This is a genomic window from Anaerococcus sp. Marseille-Q5996 (assembly GCF_946893725.1).
GTDB lineage: Bacteria > Bacillota > Clostridia > Tissierellales > Peptoniphilaceae > Anaerococcus > Anaerococcus martiniensis.
On sequence record NZ_CAMPPE010000002.1, the window covers coordinates 266,626 to 285,992 of the forward strand.

Below are 19,367 nucleotides of genomic sequence, written 5' to 3' on the forward strand. Positions count from 1 at the left end.
AGTAAAAATGTCAAATGAAAAAAAACTGAGAGTAATTCCTCTAGGGGGATTACAAGAAATAGGTAAGAACTGTACCCTTGTCGAATACGGCAACGATATGGTTATGATTGATTGTGGATTAACTTTTCCTAATGAAGAAATGTTAGGGGTTGATATTGTAATTCCAGATTTTACCTATGTAGAAGAAAATAAAAGAAAATTAGGCGGTATATTTGTAACCCACGGTCACGAAGACCACATAGGAGCTATACCATATTTTCTAAAAAAAATCGATACAAATGTATATTGCTCTAAACTAACTAAAGGTTTATTAGAAAACAAATTTAAAGAACACGGGTTAAATCCAAATAAAATTAAGATGGTTAACGTAAATAATAAAGTTAAAGTTGGAGAACTTAGCTTAGAATTTATTAGAGTAAGCCACTCAATTCCAGATTCATGTGCTATAGCTGTTAAATCTCCAGTTGGTACAATTTTATTTACAGGTGACTTTAAAATGGATTTTACACCTATAGATGGTGACCCAACAGATATTCAAAGAATTGCGGAACTTGGCAAAAAAGGACTTTTAGCCCTATTTTGTGATTCAACAAATGTTGAAAGACCAGGATATTCTATTAGTGAAAAAGAAGTAGGAGATACTTTTGTAAGAATCTTTGGCCAAGTAACTGGACGTATCATTGTAGCTACATTTGCATCAAACTTACACAGAGTTCAACAGATTATATATGCAGCTGAAAAATACAATAGAAAAGTTGCACTCTCTGGCAGATCCATGATGAATAACGTAAAAATTGCAAGTGATCTAGGATACTTAAAAGTTAAAAATAATACGTTAATTGAGATGAAAAATATCAAAAATTATGCTGACGATGAAATAGTTGTATTATCGACGGGTACTCAAGGTGAACCTTTATCAGCATTAACTCGTATGGCAAATAGTGAACATAAACAAGTTCACTTAAACGAAACTGATACAGTAATACTTTCATCATCTGCTATACCTGGAAATGAAATAGCAATTAACAATGTTATAAATAAATTAACCAAACTTGGTGTAAATATTATTTATTCATCCTTAGCTAGAGTACATGCATCAGGTCATGCTTGCCAAGAAGAAATAAAATTAATGTATCAACTAACAACACCTAAGTTCTTAATTCCAGCCCATGGTGAAGCTCGTCAACTTCAAACACATGAAGACATTGCAGTTTCTATGGGAATGGATAAACAAAATATTCATATATTAGAAAATGGAGATGTTTTAGAATTTACTAAAAAATCTGCTAATTTAGCAGGTAAAATACAAGCAGGAAATGTTCTTGTAGATGGGTCTGGTATAGGTGATGTTGGGAATATAGTTTTAAAAGATAGAAAACACTTATCAGAAGATGGATTAATGGTAGTATCAATTACATTTGATAGAAATACACAAACTCTTCTAGCAGGTCCAGAAATAGTATCACGTGGATTTGTATATGTAAAAGAAAACCAAGATATTATTGAAAATGCAAAAGAAGTAGTTATTAGATCTTTTGAAAAATGTCAAAAAGAAGAAATTAGAGCAATTAGCCAAATTAAATATCAAATTAGAGAAGATTTAAAATCTTATCTTTACAATGAACTAGGCCGTGATCCAATGATCTTACCTGTAATTTCAGAAGTAGAAAATAATGAAATATATAAATTATCCTCATACTAGTCTGTATTTAGAAAAATTAATTGAGGATAGGGATTTTTTAGATTTACGCAATTACGCATTGGATAATAATGTCCCTATAATGAATGTTGAGACTAAAGAGTTTATAAAAACTATTCTAATAAATCAAAAACCAAAATCAATTTTAGAAATTGGTACAGCCATAGGCTATTCTGCCCTTGTATTTGAAAAATATACCAATGCAGAAATAACCACTATTGAGCTTGATCCAAAAATTGCTGAAATTGCTAAAAAAAATTTTAAAATAAATGATAAAAATATAAATTTAATAAACAAAGATGCACAAAAAGCCTTAGATGATTTACATCAAGGCTTTGATTTTGTCTTTATAGATGCTAATAAAGCACACTATATCGAATATTTTGAAAAAACATCTAAACTTATAAATGATGGTGGTATTATAATAGCCGATAACGTATTATTTAAGGGAATGGTTTTGAATGATGATTATGTTGATAAGCGCATGATTACCATTGTAAAAAGACTGAGAAATTACCTAGCCTATGTTATGGATAGAGATGATTTTCAATCTACGGTAATTCCAATAGGTGATGGTTTAACTTTAAGTATTAAGGAGAGAAAATGACAGATAAAAAAGTAGAACTACTTGCCCCCGCTGGGGATATGGAAAGATTAGAAGCTGCTATTAAGTTTGGTGCAGATGCTGTATTTATGGCAGGAGATAGCTTTGGTTTACGTGCAAATGCCAAAAACTTTGACCGTGATGCTATGAAAAAAGCTGTTGATTATGCTCATGGCAATGGAGTTCGTGTTCATATTACAATGAATATTGTACCCCACGATGAAGATATGGTTGGTCTTGAAGATTATTTAAAATATTTAGATGAAATAGGTGTTGATGCACTAATCATTTCAGATCCAGGAATATTTTCTATTGCAAAAGAATTAACTGACATTGAACTACATGTTTCAACTCAAGCATCTGTTACTAACTCTGCCACAGTTAATTTTTGGCATAAAATGGGGGCAAAGAGAGTTATATTAGCTCGTGAATTGTCACTAGAAGAAATAATTGAAATTAGAAACAATACTCCAAAAGATTTAGAAATAGAAGTTTTTGTACATGGAGCTATGTGTATTTCTTATTCAGGTAGATGTCTATTAAGTAACTATATGACAGGTCGTGACGCAAATAGGGGTGATTGTTCTCAAGCATGTAGATGGAAATATTCTATCCAAGAAGAAAATAGACCAGGAGAATATTATCCGATAGAAGAAGATGGGTCTGGAACTTATATAATGAACTCTAAGGATCTTTGCCTAATCGATGAATTGGATAAACTAATAGAAGCAGGGATAGATAGCTTTAAAATTGAAGGAAGAATGAAAACTGCATTTTATGTTGCAACTGTAATTAGGTCTTATAGACAGGTGATAGATGCTTATTACGAGGGCAATTATAATGATGAAACAGTAGAAAAATATTTTAATGAACTACAAAAAGCTAGTCATAGACATTACACAAAAGGATTCTTCCACAAAAAACCTGATGGAGAAGATCAAATATATGAAAATTCATCATACATTAGAAAATATGATTTTATAGGTACAGTATTAGAATACAATCCAGAAACAAAACAAGCAATTATTGAACAAAGAAATAGATTCTTCCCAGGTGAAGATATAGAAATATTTGGAAATTCAAAAGATTTCTTTGAATACACTATAGATAGTATAAGAAATGCCAAAGGCGAAGAGCTTGAAGTTGCTAATAAACCAAAAGAAAAAATTTATATGACCATAAACCTACCTTTAGAAGAAGGAGACATGCTAAGACGTGTAATTAACGAATAAAAAAGAGCCAGAAGGCTCTTTTTTTAATAAATTATTATTCTGCGTCTTCTGAAGGATTTTCTGGAAGTTCGTCTGCTCTTGTTCTTCTACCTTCAGCTGTTGGGCCAGAAACATATCCAGCTTCATCAACATCTGTGTTTCTGTATTCTGTATCTGTATGATATTTTACATCAGGATCGCTGCTTCTTTCTGTTTCATCAAGATTATTAGCAACATCTTCTAATTCTTCATCACCTTCATATTGGCTAGAATCTGATTCTTGACCTGTTTTAGGATCTTCTACTTTTTGTTCTTCTTCATCGAATCTTTTTTCTTCAGTCATATTAAAAACTCCTTTATACATTTTATAATATTATACCCAACATCATTATATAATACTTAACAATCTTTAGCAATCACTTTTACTATTTCAATTATTGTTTCTGATGATTTTTCTAAAAATTCAATAGGGAGAATTTCATATACTCCATGGAAGTTTAGCCCGCCAGCAAAAATATTTGGACAAGGTAAGCCCATGAATGATAGTTTAGACCCATCTGTTCCACCACGTACTGGACTAATAATTGGTTCGATTCCTAAATTTTCCATAGCTGTTTTTGCATATCCAACGATTTCTGGTTTATCTTTTAAGATTTCACCCATATTGTAATAGCTGTCTTTGATTTCTACTTCAATAATATCACCGTATTTGTTGTTAAGATAATCTTTATTTAAAATAAATTGATTTTTCATTGATTCAAATTCATTCCTATCATGGTGGCGGATAATATATTCCATATTGGTATTTTCAATATCTCCATTTATGCCAATTAAATGATAGAAACCCTCATAGCCTTCTGTATGTTCTGGACGCTTAACATCTCCTAGTAGTCTATCAAACTCAAAAGCAATTGATGTAGAATTAATCATAGTGTCTTTAGCAGAACCTGGGTGTACTGACTTTCCTTTTATTTTTACTTTGGCACCTGCACCGTTAAAAGTTTCGTATTCTAATTCTCCTAGATATCCACCATCTATAGTATAAGCAAAATCAGCACCAAAAGTCTCTACGTCAAACGTATCAGCTCCAGTTCCTATCTCTTCATCAGGTGTGAAGGCTATTTTTATATCACCATGCTCAATTTCAGGATGATTTACAAAATACTCTGCCATATTCATAATTGCAGCAATACCTGACTTATCATCAGCTCCTAGGAGAGTTTCTCCACGTGTTGTTATTAATGTTAATCCTTTTAAGTCTTCTAGAATTGGGAAGTCTTCTACAGTTAATGAACGTTTATCATTTAGTTTTATATCTCCACCCTTGTATTCAATTATTTGTGGATTATCTATTTTACCTGGCATTTCTGGTGAAGTATCCATATGTGAGATAAAACCCACTTTTGGTAAGTTTTTGTCTGTATTTGCTTTGATTTCAGAAAAAACAAAAGCCTCATCATTGATAGTAGCTTCTAGACCTAATTCTTCTAATTCTTTCTTTAATTCATTAGCTAAATCCCATTGACCTGGTGAAGAAGGTTTTTGATTTTCTCCGTTTTCTGGGTCACTTTTTGTATCATAAGAAATGTATTTTAAAAATCTTTGAGTTATTTTTTCCATATATACCTCTTTTCTTAAATTAACTATACTTTCCTTTGTAATTTTGGCCAAGAATTGGTATATTAATCTTTAGTGAAGGTGATAATATGACTGAAAAATTAAAAATTGTAACAGATAATAGAATACCAGGATATGCTACAGCTGAGTCAGCGGGCATAGATTTATATTGTTCAAATAAAGAAGATATAGAAATAAAACCAAAAGAAACTGTAAAGATTGATACAGGTCTCAAAATACAAATACCTCAAGGATATTTTGGAGCTGTGTATCCACGTTCATCCACAGGTGTAAAAAGAAAGTTGATGCTTGCTAATACAATTGGTGTTATTGACTCTGATTATAGGGGCGAGATTATGATATATTTTTATAATTATGGGGATGAAGCTCAAATTATAAAAAATGGAGATCGATTAGCACAACTTGTTATACAACCGTATCAACAATTCGATATTGAAGTTGTTGATCATCTGGATGAATCTGATAGGGGTGAAGGTGGATTTGGTTCCACTGGTAGATAATGGATAGAAGAAAAATTAATAAAAAGTTAAAGAAAAACAAGTATAGGATTATAATATCATCTATAGCAATTTTATCTATTATTCTTATAGGGGCTTATATACGCAATAGAAATATAGAAAATGCTATAGCTAAATATGATAATGAAATATTAATTGTAAAAGGTAGTGGAGACCAACTAGATTCCCTAACTTTAAAAGAAATAAGAGATTTAGGTGGCGAGAAAAAAACAGTAAACATTAACAATGGACTTGAAAAAGTAGAAATTGAAGGTGTTTCCATTGATAAAATTATAGGTGATTTAAATATCAATCTAAAAGATAGAGCTTTTATATCAATCGAAGATAATGATGGAAAGCAAAAAAGAATTTCAATGTCTGCTGCCTTAGAGCCTGAAAGGATTTACTTGGTATATAAGATAGATGGTAGTCCAGTTTTTGATTTGAATCCTATTAATGGAAAATTATTATTAATAGACTCCAGTGCAGATTCATCTGCCTCATGGATCAGAAATGTTAAGACTATAGATATAGAGTAGATGCTCACCTCAGGGGTGAGCATTTTTTATGGTATAATGTTTAATAGAAGAGGAAAAATATGAAAGATAATTTTACATACGAGAAACTAACACCAATGCTAAAACATTATGTAGATGTCAAAAATAACTTTAAAGATGCTCTGCTCCTATATAGGGTAGGGGATTTTTATGAAACTTTTTTTGATGATGCGATAATAACTAGCAAGGCTTTGGGGCTAACATTAACTGGAAAAGAATGTGGTCATGAAAAAAAAGCTCCAATGTGTGGTGTTCCTCATCATGTAATAGATAATTATGTAAATAAACTTGTAAAAAAAGGGTATAAGGTTGCTTTGTGTGATCAAGTAGAAGATCCAAAACAAGCAAAGGGATTAGTAAAACGTGCAATAACTCGTGTAATTACGCCAGGAACTATTACTGATATGGAATCCCTTGAAAACCGTGAAAATAATTATCTGTTATCTATCTTTCAAAATAGTTTTGGACTTTCTTTATCATATTGTGATATATCAACAGGTGCTATATTTACAATAGAACTTAAGGGATCAGATGATTTTGTAGCAAAACAATCAATCGACCAAATTGAGAAAATAAATCCTTCAGAGATAATAATTAATGAGGATTATAAACTTGGAGAGCTTTCTAGATATTTAAATCAAAATACAAATATTTATATAAATTACATCGATAATAGGGGCCAATATGAGAAAAGTATCGAAACAATTATCAACCATTTAGGAGATGATAAGCTCAGTAAAATAAAAAATAAAAGATTATCAATTGTATCTTTGGCAAATCTTCTAGATTATATATATAAATTTTACGATGATAATTTAAAACATATCAATAATATTGAAGTATTAGAAATTTCTAACTTTTTGGAACTTGAAGCAAATACCCGTACAAATTTAGAACTGCATAGAAATTTAAATAACAACACTAAGGATGATACAGTTTTAAAAATCCTAGACCAAGCAGATACTGTTATGGGATCAAGAATAATTAATGAATGGCTAGAACGTCCATTAATTGATATTGAAAAGATTAATAGAAGATTAGATATAGTCGAGTTTTTCTATGAAAACCCAATTGAATCTCAAAATATCTCTAACTTTCTAGATGATATTTACGACTTAGAGAGACTTATTGGTAAAATTTCATACAAAAGAGCAAATGCTAGAGATATGATATCTCTTAAAAATTCTCTAAAAAATATACCGAATTTAAAATCATATTTAGAAAATATTGATGATGAAAATATAAAAAATCTAGGTATTAATCTGCCTAATGTAATTGATTTGTACGAAATTTTGGAAAAAGCAATAGTAGATGAACCGCCTATTTCAATTACTGAAGGTGGAATTATTAAAGCTGGATTTGATAAAAATCTAGATGGGTTAAAGAACGAATCTACAAACGCCCTTGAAAAACTAAGTCAATATGAAATTAGTGAACGTGAAAAAACCGGTATAAAAAATTACAAAATAGTATTCAATAAAAATAATGGATACTCTATAGAAATTACCAAAAGCAACATAGACAAGGTACCTGATTCGTATATTCGTAAACAAACTTTAAAAAATCAAGAAAGATATACAACAGAAAGCTTAGAAAAACTATCTAATCTTATACTTGGTGGCAAAGACAAGGTAAATGATTTAGAGTATCAAATATTTAATAATATTAGAGATACCATATTAAACCAAACTTTGATGCTGCAATCCCTTGCTAAAATGATAGCAAATATAGACGGTCTTAATACCCTAGCTAGAGTAGCTGTTTCTAATAATTATGTAAGACCTGAACTAACTAATGATAGCGAAATAATTATAAAAGATGGAAGACATCCTGTCATTGAAAATAATTTAAAAGAAAATGAATTTATTGCAAATGATACTAAAATAGGTGATAAAAACAATATCATTCAAATCATTACTGGACCAAATATGGCTGGTAAATCAACTTATATGAGACAAATGGCAATTATTATAATACTTGCTCAAATGGGGTCATTTGTTCCGGCATCTTACGCAAAAATTGGAATTTGCGATAAAGTTTTCACTAGAATTGGAGCTAGCGATAACATTTCAAAAGGTGAATCTACATTTATGCTAGAGATGAATGAAGTTTCTAATATACTTAAAAATGCCACATCAAAATCATTTGTAATTTTAGATGAAGTAGGTAGGGGTACTTCTTCAGATGATGGTCTAAGTATTGCTATGGCCCTAGTAGAATATATCTCAAAGAAAAAGCAATTTAAAACAGTTTTTGCAACTCATTTTCATGAGCTTACGATTTTGGAAAATGAACTTGAAAATGTTGTTAATCTTAAAATAGAAATTTTAAATGAAAATGATAATTTAGTTTTTCTTAGAAAAATAAAAAGAGGTAAGTCAAATCGCAGCTATGGTATTGAAGTAGCAAAGCTTAGTGGTCTACCTGATGAAGTTATAACAAATGCTCAAAAATTTATGGAAAAACTAGATACTGGTGATGTATTTAATTTGGATAAATCCTCTGATATAAAAAATACTTTACTTCAGATAAATGATGATAAAATTAACAACATAAAGGAAATTTCAGCCAATATAAATATAAATGAACTAACACCAATTGAAGCCATTAACAAATTAAACACTTTAGTTGAAAGGATAAATGAACTATAATGCCAATTATAAAACTTGACGATAGAACAATAGAACAAATTGCAGCAGGAGAAGTTATAGAATCTCCTGTTTCTGTCGTTAAGGAATTGGTAGAAAATTCAATTGATGCGGGTGCAAAAAATATTGTTGTTGAAATAAAAAAAGGAGGAAAATCATATATCAGAGTTACTGATGATGGTAGGGGAATAGCAAATGATCAGATGCGATTAGCATTTGAAAAGCATACCACATCTAAGATTAAAGATTTTTCAGACCTTTATGACATATATTCTTTAGGTTTTAGGGGTGAAGCTCTTGCAAGTATAGTAACAGTTAGTCAAATGCAGGCAATTTCTAAAACGGAAAATGATCCGGTTGGAAAAAAATTAGAATTTTTAAATACTAATATAGAAGAATCGTCCATAGCTACAAATAACGGCACTAGTATAGAAGTTATGAATTTGTTTAACAATGTGCCAGTTAGAAAGAAATTTTTAAAATCTGATTTAGCTGAGTCAAATGCTATATCTAAACTTATGTATTCTCTTGCGATAGGTTACAATAGTTTATCCCTAAAATATATAAAAGATGGTAGGGTAGAATTTAAAACAAATGCAAATGAGCCTTTGGATATTAGAATATCTAATTTATTAGATGAAAATTTAAAAGAAAATTTAATCAAAATTAATAGTTCAGATAGTATCTATAAAATAGAAGGTTTTATCTCCTCATCAAATTATTATAGGGGAAGCAGAAATCTTCAATACTTGTATGTTAATAATAGACTAATAGATAGCAGCCTGATTACAAAAGTAATTGAAAAAGAATACAAGTCATTGATTCCCCAAGGTAGATTTCCTGCAATTTTCTTATTTTTAAGCACAAACCCAAAAAATCTTGATGTTAACGTACATCCGAACAAGAGGACTATAAAATTTAATTATGAAGATGAATTAATCAAGCAAATAGAAGATACAGTTCATCAAGCTCTTAGAGAAAATATTAGCCCTAATTCTATAAATATAGCAGAAAAAAAAGACAATTCTATACCTGATTTATCAAATTATCAGAATTTATTAGATTCTTACAGTGGATTTAATATTGTCAGAGAAGAAAAGGCATCCTATGAAGAAAAAAATGATTTTTTTGATACTGATAAAAAAATAGATATTGAAAGAAATGAAAATACTAAATTTATTAGTAAGGATAATATAGATACCGAAAAAATAAAAGAAAGATCATTTTTAGAAGGAAATACTTTCTTATACCTAACTAGTATGTTTGACAGATATTCATTATTTAAGGTAAATAATAATAAATTATATCTTATCGACCACAGACGAGCTGACCAAGCTATTAAATTTCAAAAATACTTAAAGAATATCAAAGAATCACAAATAGTTTCACAAATCCTATTAGAACCATTAATTATAAACCTCAAAGTAGATGAGAGGTTTCAATATGAAAGCAAGAAGGATTTATTAGCTTCATTGGGTTTTGATATTGAAGACTTTGGAGAAAATCAAATTATTGTAAGGGCTGTTCCACAACTTTTTGAACATGCAGAGAATGACAGCTTAATTATGGATTTAATTGATATGGATATTAAAGAAAAAAATGAAGTTTTTTATAAAAAGTTATATAAGCTAATAAAAGAAACTTCATTTAGAAAAGGTCATACAATAAATAAACAAACGGCTGAGCAACTTATTAATGACCTATTTATGCTAGATAATCCCTTTAAATCTTATGATGGTAAAACGGTCATCTTAGAACTAGAAGAAGACACACTGGAGAAATATTTTGACAGATAATGTAATAATTATAACAGGACCAACTGCAAGCGGTAAAAGTGATATAGCTATAAAAATAGCCAAAGCTTTTGATGGAGAAGTAATTTCTGCAGATAGCCAACAGGTTTATAGATACATGGATATAGGAACTAATAAAACAAAAGAATTTGATGGAATAAACCACCATATGCTTGATATTATAAATCCTGATCAAAATTTCAGTGTGGAAGATTTTTCAACCAGGGCAAAAGAATTAATTCGCAGTATAAATTCAAAAGGAAGGGTACCTATTATTGCAGGTGGTACAGGATTTTATGTTGATTCTCTTTTGTTTGAAATGAATTATGGGCAGGTTTCTAAAAATCAAAGCCTACGAGATAATTTACAAGCAATATCAGATGAAAAGGGAAATGAGTATCTTTATAATAAATTAAAAAATATTGATCCAAAAACTGCTCAAAGATACCATCCAAACGAAATAAATAGGATAATCAGAGCCTTAGAAATATATGAAGCTACTGGCAAGGCACCCTCAGAAGTTCGCCTAGGAGAAAGAGAACTAAATAAAGATATTAATCCAATATTATTTTTTTTAAATTATAATGATAGAATTGGTATTTATGAAAAAATTAACAATCGAGTCATAAAAATGATTGATGAAGGTCTAATTGAAGAATTTATTGAAGTTGTGAAAAATTACAATTTAAATGAAGATTCTCAATCTATGGCTGCAATTGGATATAAGGAAATTTTTCCTTTTATTAAAGGGGAAATTGATATTGATGAACTTATAGATTCAATTCAAAAAAATACTAGGCACTATGCCAAAAGACAAACCACATGGATGAAACGTTATTTGGAGTACGAATTTACCCATGAAATTATTATGGATAATATAGATAAAAACGATGCTGCTGATATTATTATCAGCATTATAAAGGAAACATATGAATTTTAATGAAATATATGAACACTACAATCTAAATCCAGCATTCGATGAATTAATTAAAGATGCTGAACAAAGCTTACGTGATGATTTTAACAAATTGGAAGAAATATCTGAATTTAACCAATTAAAAGTCCTAAAAGCTTTTAATAAACATAATTTAAATACCCAAGATTTTATTTCTGCTACAGGATACGGATATGCCGATACTGGACGTCAGAAAGTCGAAGAGATTTTTGCAGATATATTTAAATCAGAAGATGCCTTAGTAAGACCTAGCATAGTTGCTGGAACTCACGCACTATCATTGGTATTATTTGCCCTTTTAAATCACGGTGATAAAATGGTGGCTATTACTGATGATCCCTATGACACAATGCAACAAGTTATAGGTATTGCAGGTGATAAAAAAGGAAATTTAATATCTAAGGGAATTTCATACGATAAGTTAACTTTAGATGAAAATAATTTAATAGATTATAAAAATATTTCAAAAGTCATTGATAAAGATACAAAACTAGCTCTAATACAAAGATCAACTGGCTATACTCAAAGACGTGCATTTACCATTGTAGAAATCGAGAAAGCTGTAAAAGAAATAAAAAAAGTAAATCCTGATACAATAGTATTTGTAGATAATTGCTACGGAGAATTTACAGAAGATAAAGAACCAATTGAAGTAGGTGCTGATATTGTAGCAGGATCCTTAATAAAAAATTTAGGCGGTGGAATTGCTATAACAGGTGGCTATATATGTGGAAAGTCTGAGCTAATAGAGTATTGCTCCAACACTTTAACTGCACCTGGTATAGGAAAAGATGAAGGTTTAAGTTTTGGTACTACAAGAAATGTCTTGCAAGGACTATATTTTGCTCCACATATAGTAAAGGAAGCTATAAAAGTAGGCTTATTGTTTGGAAAAGTTTTTGAAGATTATGGTTATAATGTAATACCAAAAGTTGATGATCCAAGAAGTGATATAGTTCAATCCATTATATTTAAAGATTCAGAAAAAGTAATTACTTTCTGTAAATCAATCCAAGAAGCAGCGACTGTGGATTCAAATTTAGTTCCGGAACCATTTCCAATGCCTGGATATGAAGATCCGGTCATTATGGCTGCAGGTGGATTTGTCGAAGGATCGACTTCAGAACTATCTGCTGATGGACCACTTAGAGAACCGTATGTGGCATATTTGCAAGGTGGTTTAAATTATTACCATGGAAAGCACGCTCTAAAATGCGTTTTAAGCAATTTTAAAAAACTAGGATACATATAGGTACCCTAGTTTTTATATATCTAAATTTGAAAGAGGGTTTTTATTTACTGCATTTTTTAAATCCTCGTCTTCAAGGTGAGTGTAGATTTGAGTAGTAGAAATACTAGTGTGACCTAGTATATCTTTTAAAGCTCTAATATCTACGTTACCATATTTATACATAAGGGTTGCTGCAGTATGGCGTAGCTTATGAGTTGAATAAACTGAAGTATCAAATCCTGCTTTTTTTAAATATTTTTCTATTGTAGATTGCACAGCTCTATTAGAAATTCGTTGCTTACGAGTGGATATAAATAAGGCATCTATATATAATTCATTTAAATATTCTTTCCTAACCCTTAAATAGTGGTGAATTAACTTAAGTGCGTTTTCTGTAAGATAGATAGTGCGTTCTTTATTTCCTTTACCAACAATTTTAAAATGATCATTTTCTATATCTGAAACGTTGATGCTAACTAGCTCTGATAGACGCATTCCAGTTGTAAGAAAAGTAAAAACTATCGCCAGATCACGAGCTCTTAAAAAGTCGTTTTTCTCCGTGTTTATAACATTTAATAAACGTTCTGTTTCTTCTAAGGTAAGGTAGACTGGTTGTCTTTTGCTTATTTTTGGGTTTTTAAGTTTAACTGTTACATTTTTATCAATTACTTCAATTTCTTGATATAGATAATTATAAAATGAGCGAAGAGCAGAAATCTTTCTAGACCTAGTAGTAGGATTATCATCTTTTTCGTTATCTAAATATGAAAGATATGAGTAAAAATCAGTTATATTTAAAGATCCTAGAAAATCTGCATTAATTACTTTATTTGTATCTAAAGGGCTAAAATCATTTTTAAAAGATTGCTTGTCGCCATAATATAATTTTCTAATGATTTGATATTCAAAAAATACTTCTAGGTCATAGGAATATTCTTTGATAGTGGTTGGAGAAAGACCACGAATTGATTTTAAATAATTTAAGTAATCGGTTAGTATAATAGGTTTTGTGCTTGTCATCTGAAAAAATCCTTATTGTTTTGTAAATTCTAACTTCATATATAATAATCTTACCTCTATTTAAATCATTTACAATTATTGCACAAAATTATTATTTTGTGCAATAATTTATAAGTGTGATTCTCTCCTCTCATATAAACCGATAATCAAACTAAAAAATTTTAATCTTAAGATGTACATTTTCGTATGCCGCTTTAAAATAAAATCTCACTCTTCTATATTAACTATTATACAAATTAAAAAACTGCCAATTAAGGCAGTTTAGTTTAAAGTTTCATTAGTATTTCTAATAAATTATCTTGCATATTCTATCGCATTTGATTCTCTTAAGACGTTTACTTTAATTTCACCAGGATATTCTAATTCTTCTTCGATACGTTTTGCAATCTCTCTAGCAATTACAATCATTTCGTCATCTGTTATCCTATCTGGTTTAACCATAATTCTTAGTTCTCTACCAGCTTGTAGGGCAAATGATTTTTCTATACCTTCATAAGAATTTGCTATCGCTTCTAAGTTTTCTAAACGTTTAATATAATTTTCTAAACTTTCACGACGCGCACCTGGTCTTGCTGCTGATATAGCATCAGCTGTTTGTACCAGAATCGATTCTACACAATTTGGTTCAACTTCTCCGTGGTGTGATTGAATGGCGTTTATAACATATTTATTTTCGCCATATCTAGTTGCGTATTCTATACCCAACTCTACGTGTGTACCTTCCATCTCTTGGTCAATAGCTTTGCCAATATCATGTAAAAGCCCACTACGACGAGCTGTTTGAGGATCTGCGCCTATTTCTTCGGCAAGCATACCTGCAAGTTGTGCAACTTCTACGGAGTGTTTCATAATATTTTGACCATAACTTGTTCTAAACTTCATTTTACCTACAAGTCTTACAAGTTGTGGGTGGAGATTACGAACTCCTGCTGCCTCAACAGCTTGTTCACCATCCTCAATTATTCTTTGTTCCACTTCATCTTCAGCTTTTTGCAAAGTTTCTTCAATTCTAGAAGGGTTTATACGTCCATCTTGAATAAGTCTTTCTAAGGCAACTTTTGCAATTTCCCTACGAACTGGTTCAAAAGATGAAATTACTACCGCTTCTGGTGTATCATCTATTATTAAGTCAACACCTGATAGTTGTTCAAAGGCTCTGATATTTCTTCCTTCTCGACCTATTATACGACCTTTCATTTCATCATTTGGTAAAGTTACTACTGAAACAGTATTTTCAGCTACTTGATCTGCAGCATACCTTTGAATTGTAGTAGCAAGAATTTCTGTAGCCATTTTTTTGCTTTCAGCTTTAATTTTTTCTTCAGCTTCTTTGATTAATTTTGCTGTTTCGTGGATTGTATCTTTTTTAACGTCATTAAGAATTATTTCTTTAGCTTCACTATTTGTTAGGCCTGCAATATTTTGCAATTTCAACTGTTGTTCTTCAATCAGTTTATCAATGCTGTCTTCTTTTTGTTTTAACCTCTTCTGATCACTAGAGATTTGATCAGCCTTTTTGTCAATCAATAAAGCTCTATTGTCAAGACTTTCTTCTTTTTTAAATAAGCGAGCCTCTTTTTTATCGAGTTCATCGCTTCTTTTGCTAAACTTCTTATCATTTTCTAATTTTAGTTTAGATATTTCATCTTTTGCTTCAACAAGAGTTTCACGACGAAGTGTTTCTGCTTGTCTATTAGCATCTTCGATGATTTGACGACTGAGTTCATCAGCAGCGCCAATCTTCTTTTCACTAGATTTCTTTTGATAAAGGAAGCCTAAAATAAAAGCTAACAATACGAAGGCGACAGTAATGATTATAACAATTGGATTATCCATTTATTATCACCTCCTATTAAATTCTTGGAAAATACATTCCTTTATAATTATACCATAAATTGATAATTATACGAACAATAAATAGAAAAAGTCTTTAGAATTATTCTAAAGACTCTGATTTTCTTTTATTTGCTTATCATACATTTGTTTATAATAGCCATTCGAATCCATCAACGCATCATGATTACCTGATTCAACTATATTTCCATATGATAAAACAATTATTTTATCAACATCCTTAATAGTTGACAACCTGTGAGCTATTATAAAAGTTGTTCTATTTTCTTTTAATTTGTTGATTCCTTCTTGAATAATAGTTTCAGTTTCTGTATCTATATTACTTGTTGCTTCATCTAATATTAGTATTTTAGGATTTCTAATATAAGCTCGAGCAAAGCTAATAAGTTGTTTTTCGCCCTGTGATAGATTAGATCCATTTTCTAAGACTTCGCTATGAATACCCTTATCAATTAGCCTTTGTCCGCCAACCGCTCTTAAGGATTCTTTTATTTTTTCATCACTAAAATCTAAACCTAGACTAATATTTTGTGCAATATCTGCCTTAAATAGAAAAGCATCTTGCAAAATTACAGACATATCTTTTCTTAGTTCTTCTCTATTCACTTTAGAAATGTCTTTACCACCGATTGTTATTTTACCACTGTCTGCTTTATAAAAGTTAAGCAATAAGTTTATAAGAGTAGATTTTCCAGATCCCGTTTGTCCTACAAAGGCAATCGATTCACCTTTATCAACTTGAAAGCTTATTCCTTTTATAACTTCTTCTCCTTCTGTGTAAGAAAATCTAACGTTATCAAAAATTATTTCCTTATCAATATTATCAATATTTTCTGTTAATTCTTCCTGAGATTCTAATTTTAATAATTCAAAAATATGATTTGCAGAAGCCATAGATTCTTGTACTTCACCAAATCTCATAATAGAAAATCTTATCTCATCAAAAAGTCTGGTCGTATAATCAAATATAACATAAAGACTTCCAATGCTAACCTCATACCAATCAGTAAGTTGTCCTAGACCAAAATAAATTAAAACTATTAAAGATGCAATATAAGAAACTATATCCATCGCTCTAAATCCTGAGTAGGATCTAACTTTTGCTAGCTTTTGTGCTTCTGAAAATATATGATTATTAGTTTTATTAAATTTATCCTTAATATAATCTTCTTTGTTATAGACTTGTATAATTTCCATGTTCTGGATATACTCATTAATTTGAGCGTTTATTTCAGAAGTGCTTTTTCTAATTTCACCAGTATATCTTCTAGTGTAGGCAGTATATGATTTCGTAATAATGTATACTAATGGAGCTAATATAAGTAGCATTAATCCAGCAACAGGATTAGTAACAAATATTACAATAATTAATCCTAATATTAGTATAGAAGCTGTTATAATATCAGAAAAAATTAGTATGAACATATTTTTAACTTTATTAGTATCATTCGTTATCCTAGATGATATTTTACCTGCAGGTATATTATCAAAATAGGATATGGGAAATGAGTTAACCTTTTTATAAACATCATTTTGGATATCAAAAGCTACATTATTTGCAGCAACTTCAAAGGAAACATAAGTTTTATTTAAAAAGTATCCTGCAAGAGCATTTATTATAAAGTAAAGAAATAGTAAAGCCATAACTAGAAGTAAAGAATCCCTAGACATACCTTCTTCGATAACATTATTAATTAAATATCCGATTAACAAGGGAGATATTATTTCAAGAATTGTTCTAGAAAAAGAAAATAAAAATCCTTTAATAAAAGCAGGTTTTTGTTTATTTGCGTATGATTTTAATAAATTTAATGCAAAATTATCTTTTTTAATCATTCAAATTACCCCCACTTATCTGGTTTTCGTATTGTTTTTTATACCATGTATCTCTACTCATCAGTGATTCATGGTTACCCTGGTCTACAATTTTCCCATTCTCTAAGACAATTATTTGATCGCAGTTTTGTACTTGGCTAATCCTATGAGCTATAATAATTGTCGTTTTGTCTTTTCTAATTTTTGTTAGATTATTAATAATATTTTGTTCAGTATTTGCATCTACCGCACTCATAGCATCATCTAAAATTAAAATTTGTGGATTTGATATTACTGCTCTAGCAATAGCTAATCTCTGTTTTTGGCCACCAGAAAGAGACACTCCTTTTTCACCAGTTAAAGTTTCTAAACCTTCCGAAAATTCATCAACATCTTTACTAAAATCAGCAATTTCAATTGCTTTTTTTACTTGCTCATCACTTGCGTTTGGATTAGAAAATTTAATATTATTTAAAATTGTATCAGAAAATATCATATGTCTTTGAGGTACGTATCCAATCTTATCCTTAAATGATTTAGCAGAAATATTATTGTAAGAATCACTGCCAATTATAATAGAATTCTTATTAACATTATATATATCTAATAGTTGTCTAATCAGTGTAGTTTTACCGCTCCCCGTCTTTCCAATTATTCCAATTGAAGAACCTTTATCAATTTTAAGATTGATATTGTTTAGCGTATAATCACTACTTGAAGGATATTTGTATGAATGTTTATTAAATTTAATATCTAAAGAGTCCAAAACTTCTTTTTTATTTTCAGAATTTTCAATTTCTTCCTTATAATTTAATATTTCTAATATCCTATCCATAGCAGCGCTGGCTTGTTGGTGAAGATTTAAAAATTCTCCAACGGCAAACATAGGCCAAATCAACATGTTTAGATAATAAGTGAAAGAAACTAATTGTCCTACACTTAAACTTCCTTTAGAGATTAAATAAGATCCATAAGCAACTGCTATTACAAATGATAAAGAAGTTAAGACTTTTTCAAAAGGTTCAATTAAAGCTCTAACTTTTTCTAGCTCTACATTGTTATTTGCTAACTCACGAGCTTTTTTATTAAATCTTTGTTCACGTAAATTACATATGTTATAAACTCTTATAATTCTAATACCTTGCACATCTTCTAAAACTTCATCAGTCAAATCATCGAATGATTTATTTACAGCCTTACTTCTAGCATATATTCTCTTCATGATGCGAGTAAGACCAAATCCTAATGCAAAAAATGGAATTATAGAGAATATAGTCATTTTAAAATCTATAGTAATAATCATCATCGCAATTATAAATAATGGAAATAGTGCTGCATCAAAAAAAGCCAATAGTCCAAATCCCGCAAATTGTGCTACTTGACTCACATCTTGAGTAGACTTACTCATTAGTGAGCCGGTAGGATTATTTTCAAAAAATCTTTGTGATTGTTTTAAAAATTTGCTCATCAATTTATCTCTAGATGTGTATTCCATTAAGGCTGAAGCTTTAAATATATTATATGACCAGGCAATAGCTGTAACGTATTTTAATATAATTAGGACTATAGATATAGCAATCATCTGTATAAACTTATCCATAGTTAGATTTCCAGTATATACTAAATCAATTAGAATTCCCGTAACATATGGTAAAAATAATGATATAATATCGCTAAGTATTAATGAAATAGAACCTATAACATAATTCTTTTTAGCGTATTTAAAAAACCAAGAAAAATTCTTGAACATATTAATTCCTTTTAAAAATTTTTAATAAAAAATAGCCAGTAATCTACTGACTATTTATACTCTATTTTAATTTAATCCCTAAAGGAGTAAACTAA

At 29.8% G+C, this 19,367-nt stretch carries 15 protein-coding genes; 9 read left to right on the top strand and 6 right to left on the bottom strand.

Features of this window, described 5'->3' with window-relative positions; translation table 11 throughout:
* The first annotated feature begins 7 nt into the window (after positions 1-7).
* Genes OC526_RS03840 through OC526_RS03850 form a run of 3 tightly spaced genes read left to right on the top strand, consistent with a single transcriptional unit; the run spans position 8 to position 3,535 of the window.
* Positions 8-1,702 carry a ribonuclease J gene (locus OC526_RS03840; RefSeq protein ID WP_262122268.1) on the top strand — a complete coding sequence of 565 codons (1,695 nt, stop codon included), beginning with the start codon at positions 8-10 and terminating at the stop codon, positions 1,700-1,702.
* Complete coding sequence (locus tag OC526_RS03845; protein WP_262122269.1) at positions 1,674-2,306, top strand: O-methyltransferase; 633 nt, start codon at positions 1,674-1,676, stop codon at positions 2,304-2,306. The genes OC526_RS03840 and OC526_RS03845 overlap by 29 nt, the downstream gene beginning before the upstream one ends.
* Entirely contained in the window at positions 2,303-3,535 is a 1,233-nt protein-coding gene (locus OC526_RS03850) for a peptidase U32 family protein (protein WP_262122270.1), read from the top strand. The genes OC526_RS03845 and OC526_RS03850 overlap by 4 nt, the downstream gene beginning before the upstream one ends.
* Positions 3,536-3,569: 34 nt before the next feature.
* Here OC526_RS03850 and OC526_RS03855 read toward each other — a convergent pair whose 3' ends face one another.
* Together OC526_RS03855 and pepT are read right to left on the bottom strand one after the other, a co-directional pair.
* Complete coding sequence (locus OC526_RS03855) at positions 3,570-3,857, bottom strand: hypothetical protein (protein ID WP_262122271.1); 288 nt, start codon at positions 3,855-3,857, stop codon at positions 3,570-3,572.
* Between the two features lie 56 nt (positions 3,858-3,913).
* Entirely contained in the window at positions 3,914-5,134 is a 1,221-nt protein-coding gene (gene pepT, locus OC526_RS03860) for a peptidase T (RefSeq protein ID WP_262122272.1), read from the bottom strand.
* A gap of 86 nt (positions 5,135-5,220) precedes the next feature.
* Here pepT and dut point away from each other — a divergent pair, with 86 nt between their 5' ends.
* From dut to OC526_RS03890, 6 genes are read left to right on the top strand one after another with little or no spacing between them, the layout of a single operon-like run.
* Entirely contained in the window at positions 5,221-5,652 is a 432-nt protein-coding gene (gene dut, locus OC526_RS03865; protein ID WP_262122273.1) for a dUTP diphosphatase, read from the top strand.
* Positions 5,652-6,188, top strand: coding sequence for a hypothetical protein (locus OC526_RS03870; RefSeq protein WP_262122274.1), 537 nt, complete (start codon positions 5,652-5,654; stop codon positions 6,186-6,188). Before dut ends, OC526_RS03870 begins: the two co-directional genes overlap by 1 nt.
* Before the next feature lie 59 nt (positions 6,189-6,247).
* Positions 6,248-8,857 carry a DNA mismatch repair protein MutS gene (gene mutS / locus OC526_RS03875; protein WP_262122275.1) on the top strand — a complete coding sequence of 870 codons (2,610 nt, stop codon included), beginning with the start codon at positions 6,248-6,250 and terminating at the stop codon, positions 8,855-8,857.
* Entirely contained in the window at positions 8,857-10,650 is a 1,794-nt protein-coding gene (gene mutL / locus OC526_RS03880) for a DNA mismatch repair endonuclease MutL (protein WP_262122276.1), read from the top strand. Before mutS ends, mutL begins: the two co-directional genes overlap by 1 nt.
* A complete protein-coding gene (miaA, locus tag OC526_RS03885; protein WP_262122277.1) occupies positions 10,640-11,587 on the top strand; it encodes a tRNA (adenosine(37)-N6)-dimethylallyltransferase MiaA in 948 nt (315 codons plus the stop codon). The genes mutL and miaA overlap by 11 nt, the downstream gene beginning before the upstream one ends.
* Entirely contained in the window at positions 11,577-12,854 is a 1,278-nt protein-coding gene (locus OC526_RS03890) for an aminotransferase class I/II-fold pyridoxal phosphate-dependent enzyme (protein ID WP_262122278.1), read from the top strand. The genes miaA and OC526_RS03890 overlap by 11 nt, the downstream gene beginning before the upstream one ends.
* A 12-nt stretch (positions 12,855-12,866) precedes the next feature.
* Here the strand turns inward: OC526_RS03890 and OC526_RS03895 are convergent, their stop codons facing one another.
* The 4 genes from OC526_RS03895 to OC526_RS03910 all read right to left on the bottom strand — a co-directional run bounded on the left by OC526_RS03895 (position 12,867) and on the right by OC526_RS03910 (position 19,272).
* Entirely contained in the window at positions 12,867-13,853 is a 987-nt protein-coding gene (locus OC526_RS03895; RefSeq protein WP_262122279.1) for a tyrosine recombinase XerC, read from the bottom strand.
* Positions 13,854-14,147: 294 nt separating this feature from the next.
* Positions 14,148-15,689 (bottom strand): ribonuclease Y, encoded by a 1,542-nt coding sequence (gene rny / locus OC526_RS03900; RefSeq protein WP_262122280.1) that lies wholly within the window; start codon positions 15,687-15,689, stop codon positions 14,148-14,150.
* 105 nt (positions 15,690-15,794) lie between these two features.
* On the bottom strand, positions 15,795-17,543 hold the full coding sequence (locus OC526_RS03905; protein ID WP_262122281.1) for an ABC transporter ATP-binding protein: 1,749 nt from the start codon (positions 17,541-17,543) through the stop codon (positions 15,795-15,797).
* On the bottom strand, positions 17,536-19,272 hold the full coding sequence (locus tag OC526_RS03910) for an ABC transporter ATP-binding protein (RefSeq protein WP_262122282.1): 1,737 nt from the start codon (positions 19,270-19,272) through the stop codon (positions 17,536-17,538). The genes OC526_RS03905 and OC526_RS03910 overlap by 8 nt, the downstream gene beginning before the upstream one ends.
* Positions 19,273-19,367 lie beyond the last annotated feature (95 nt).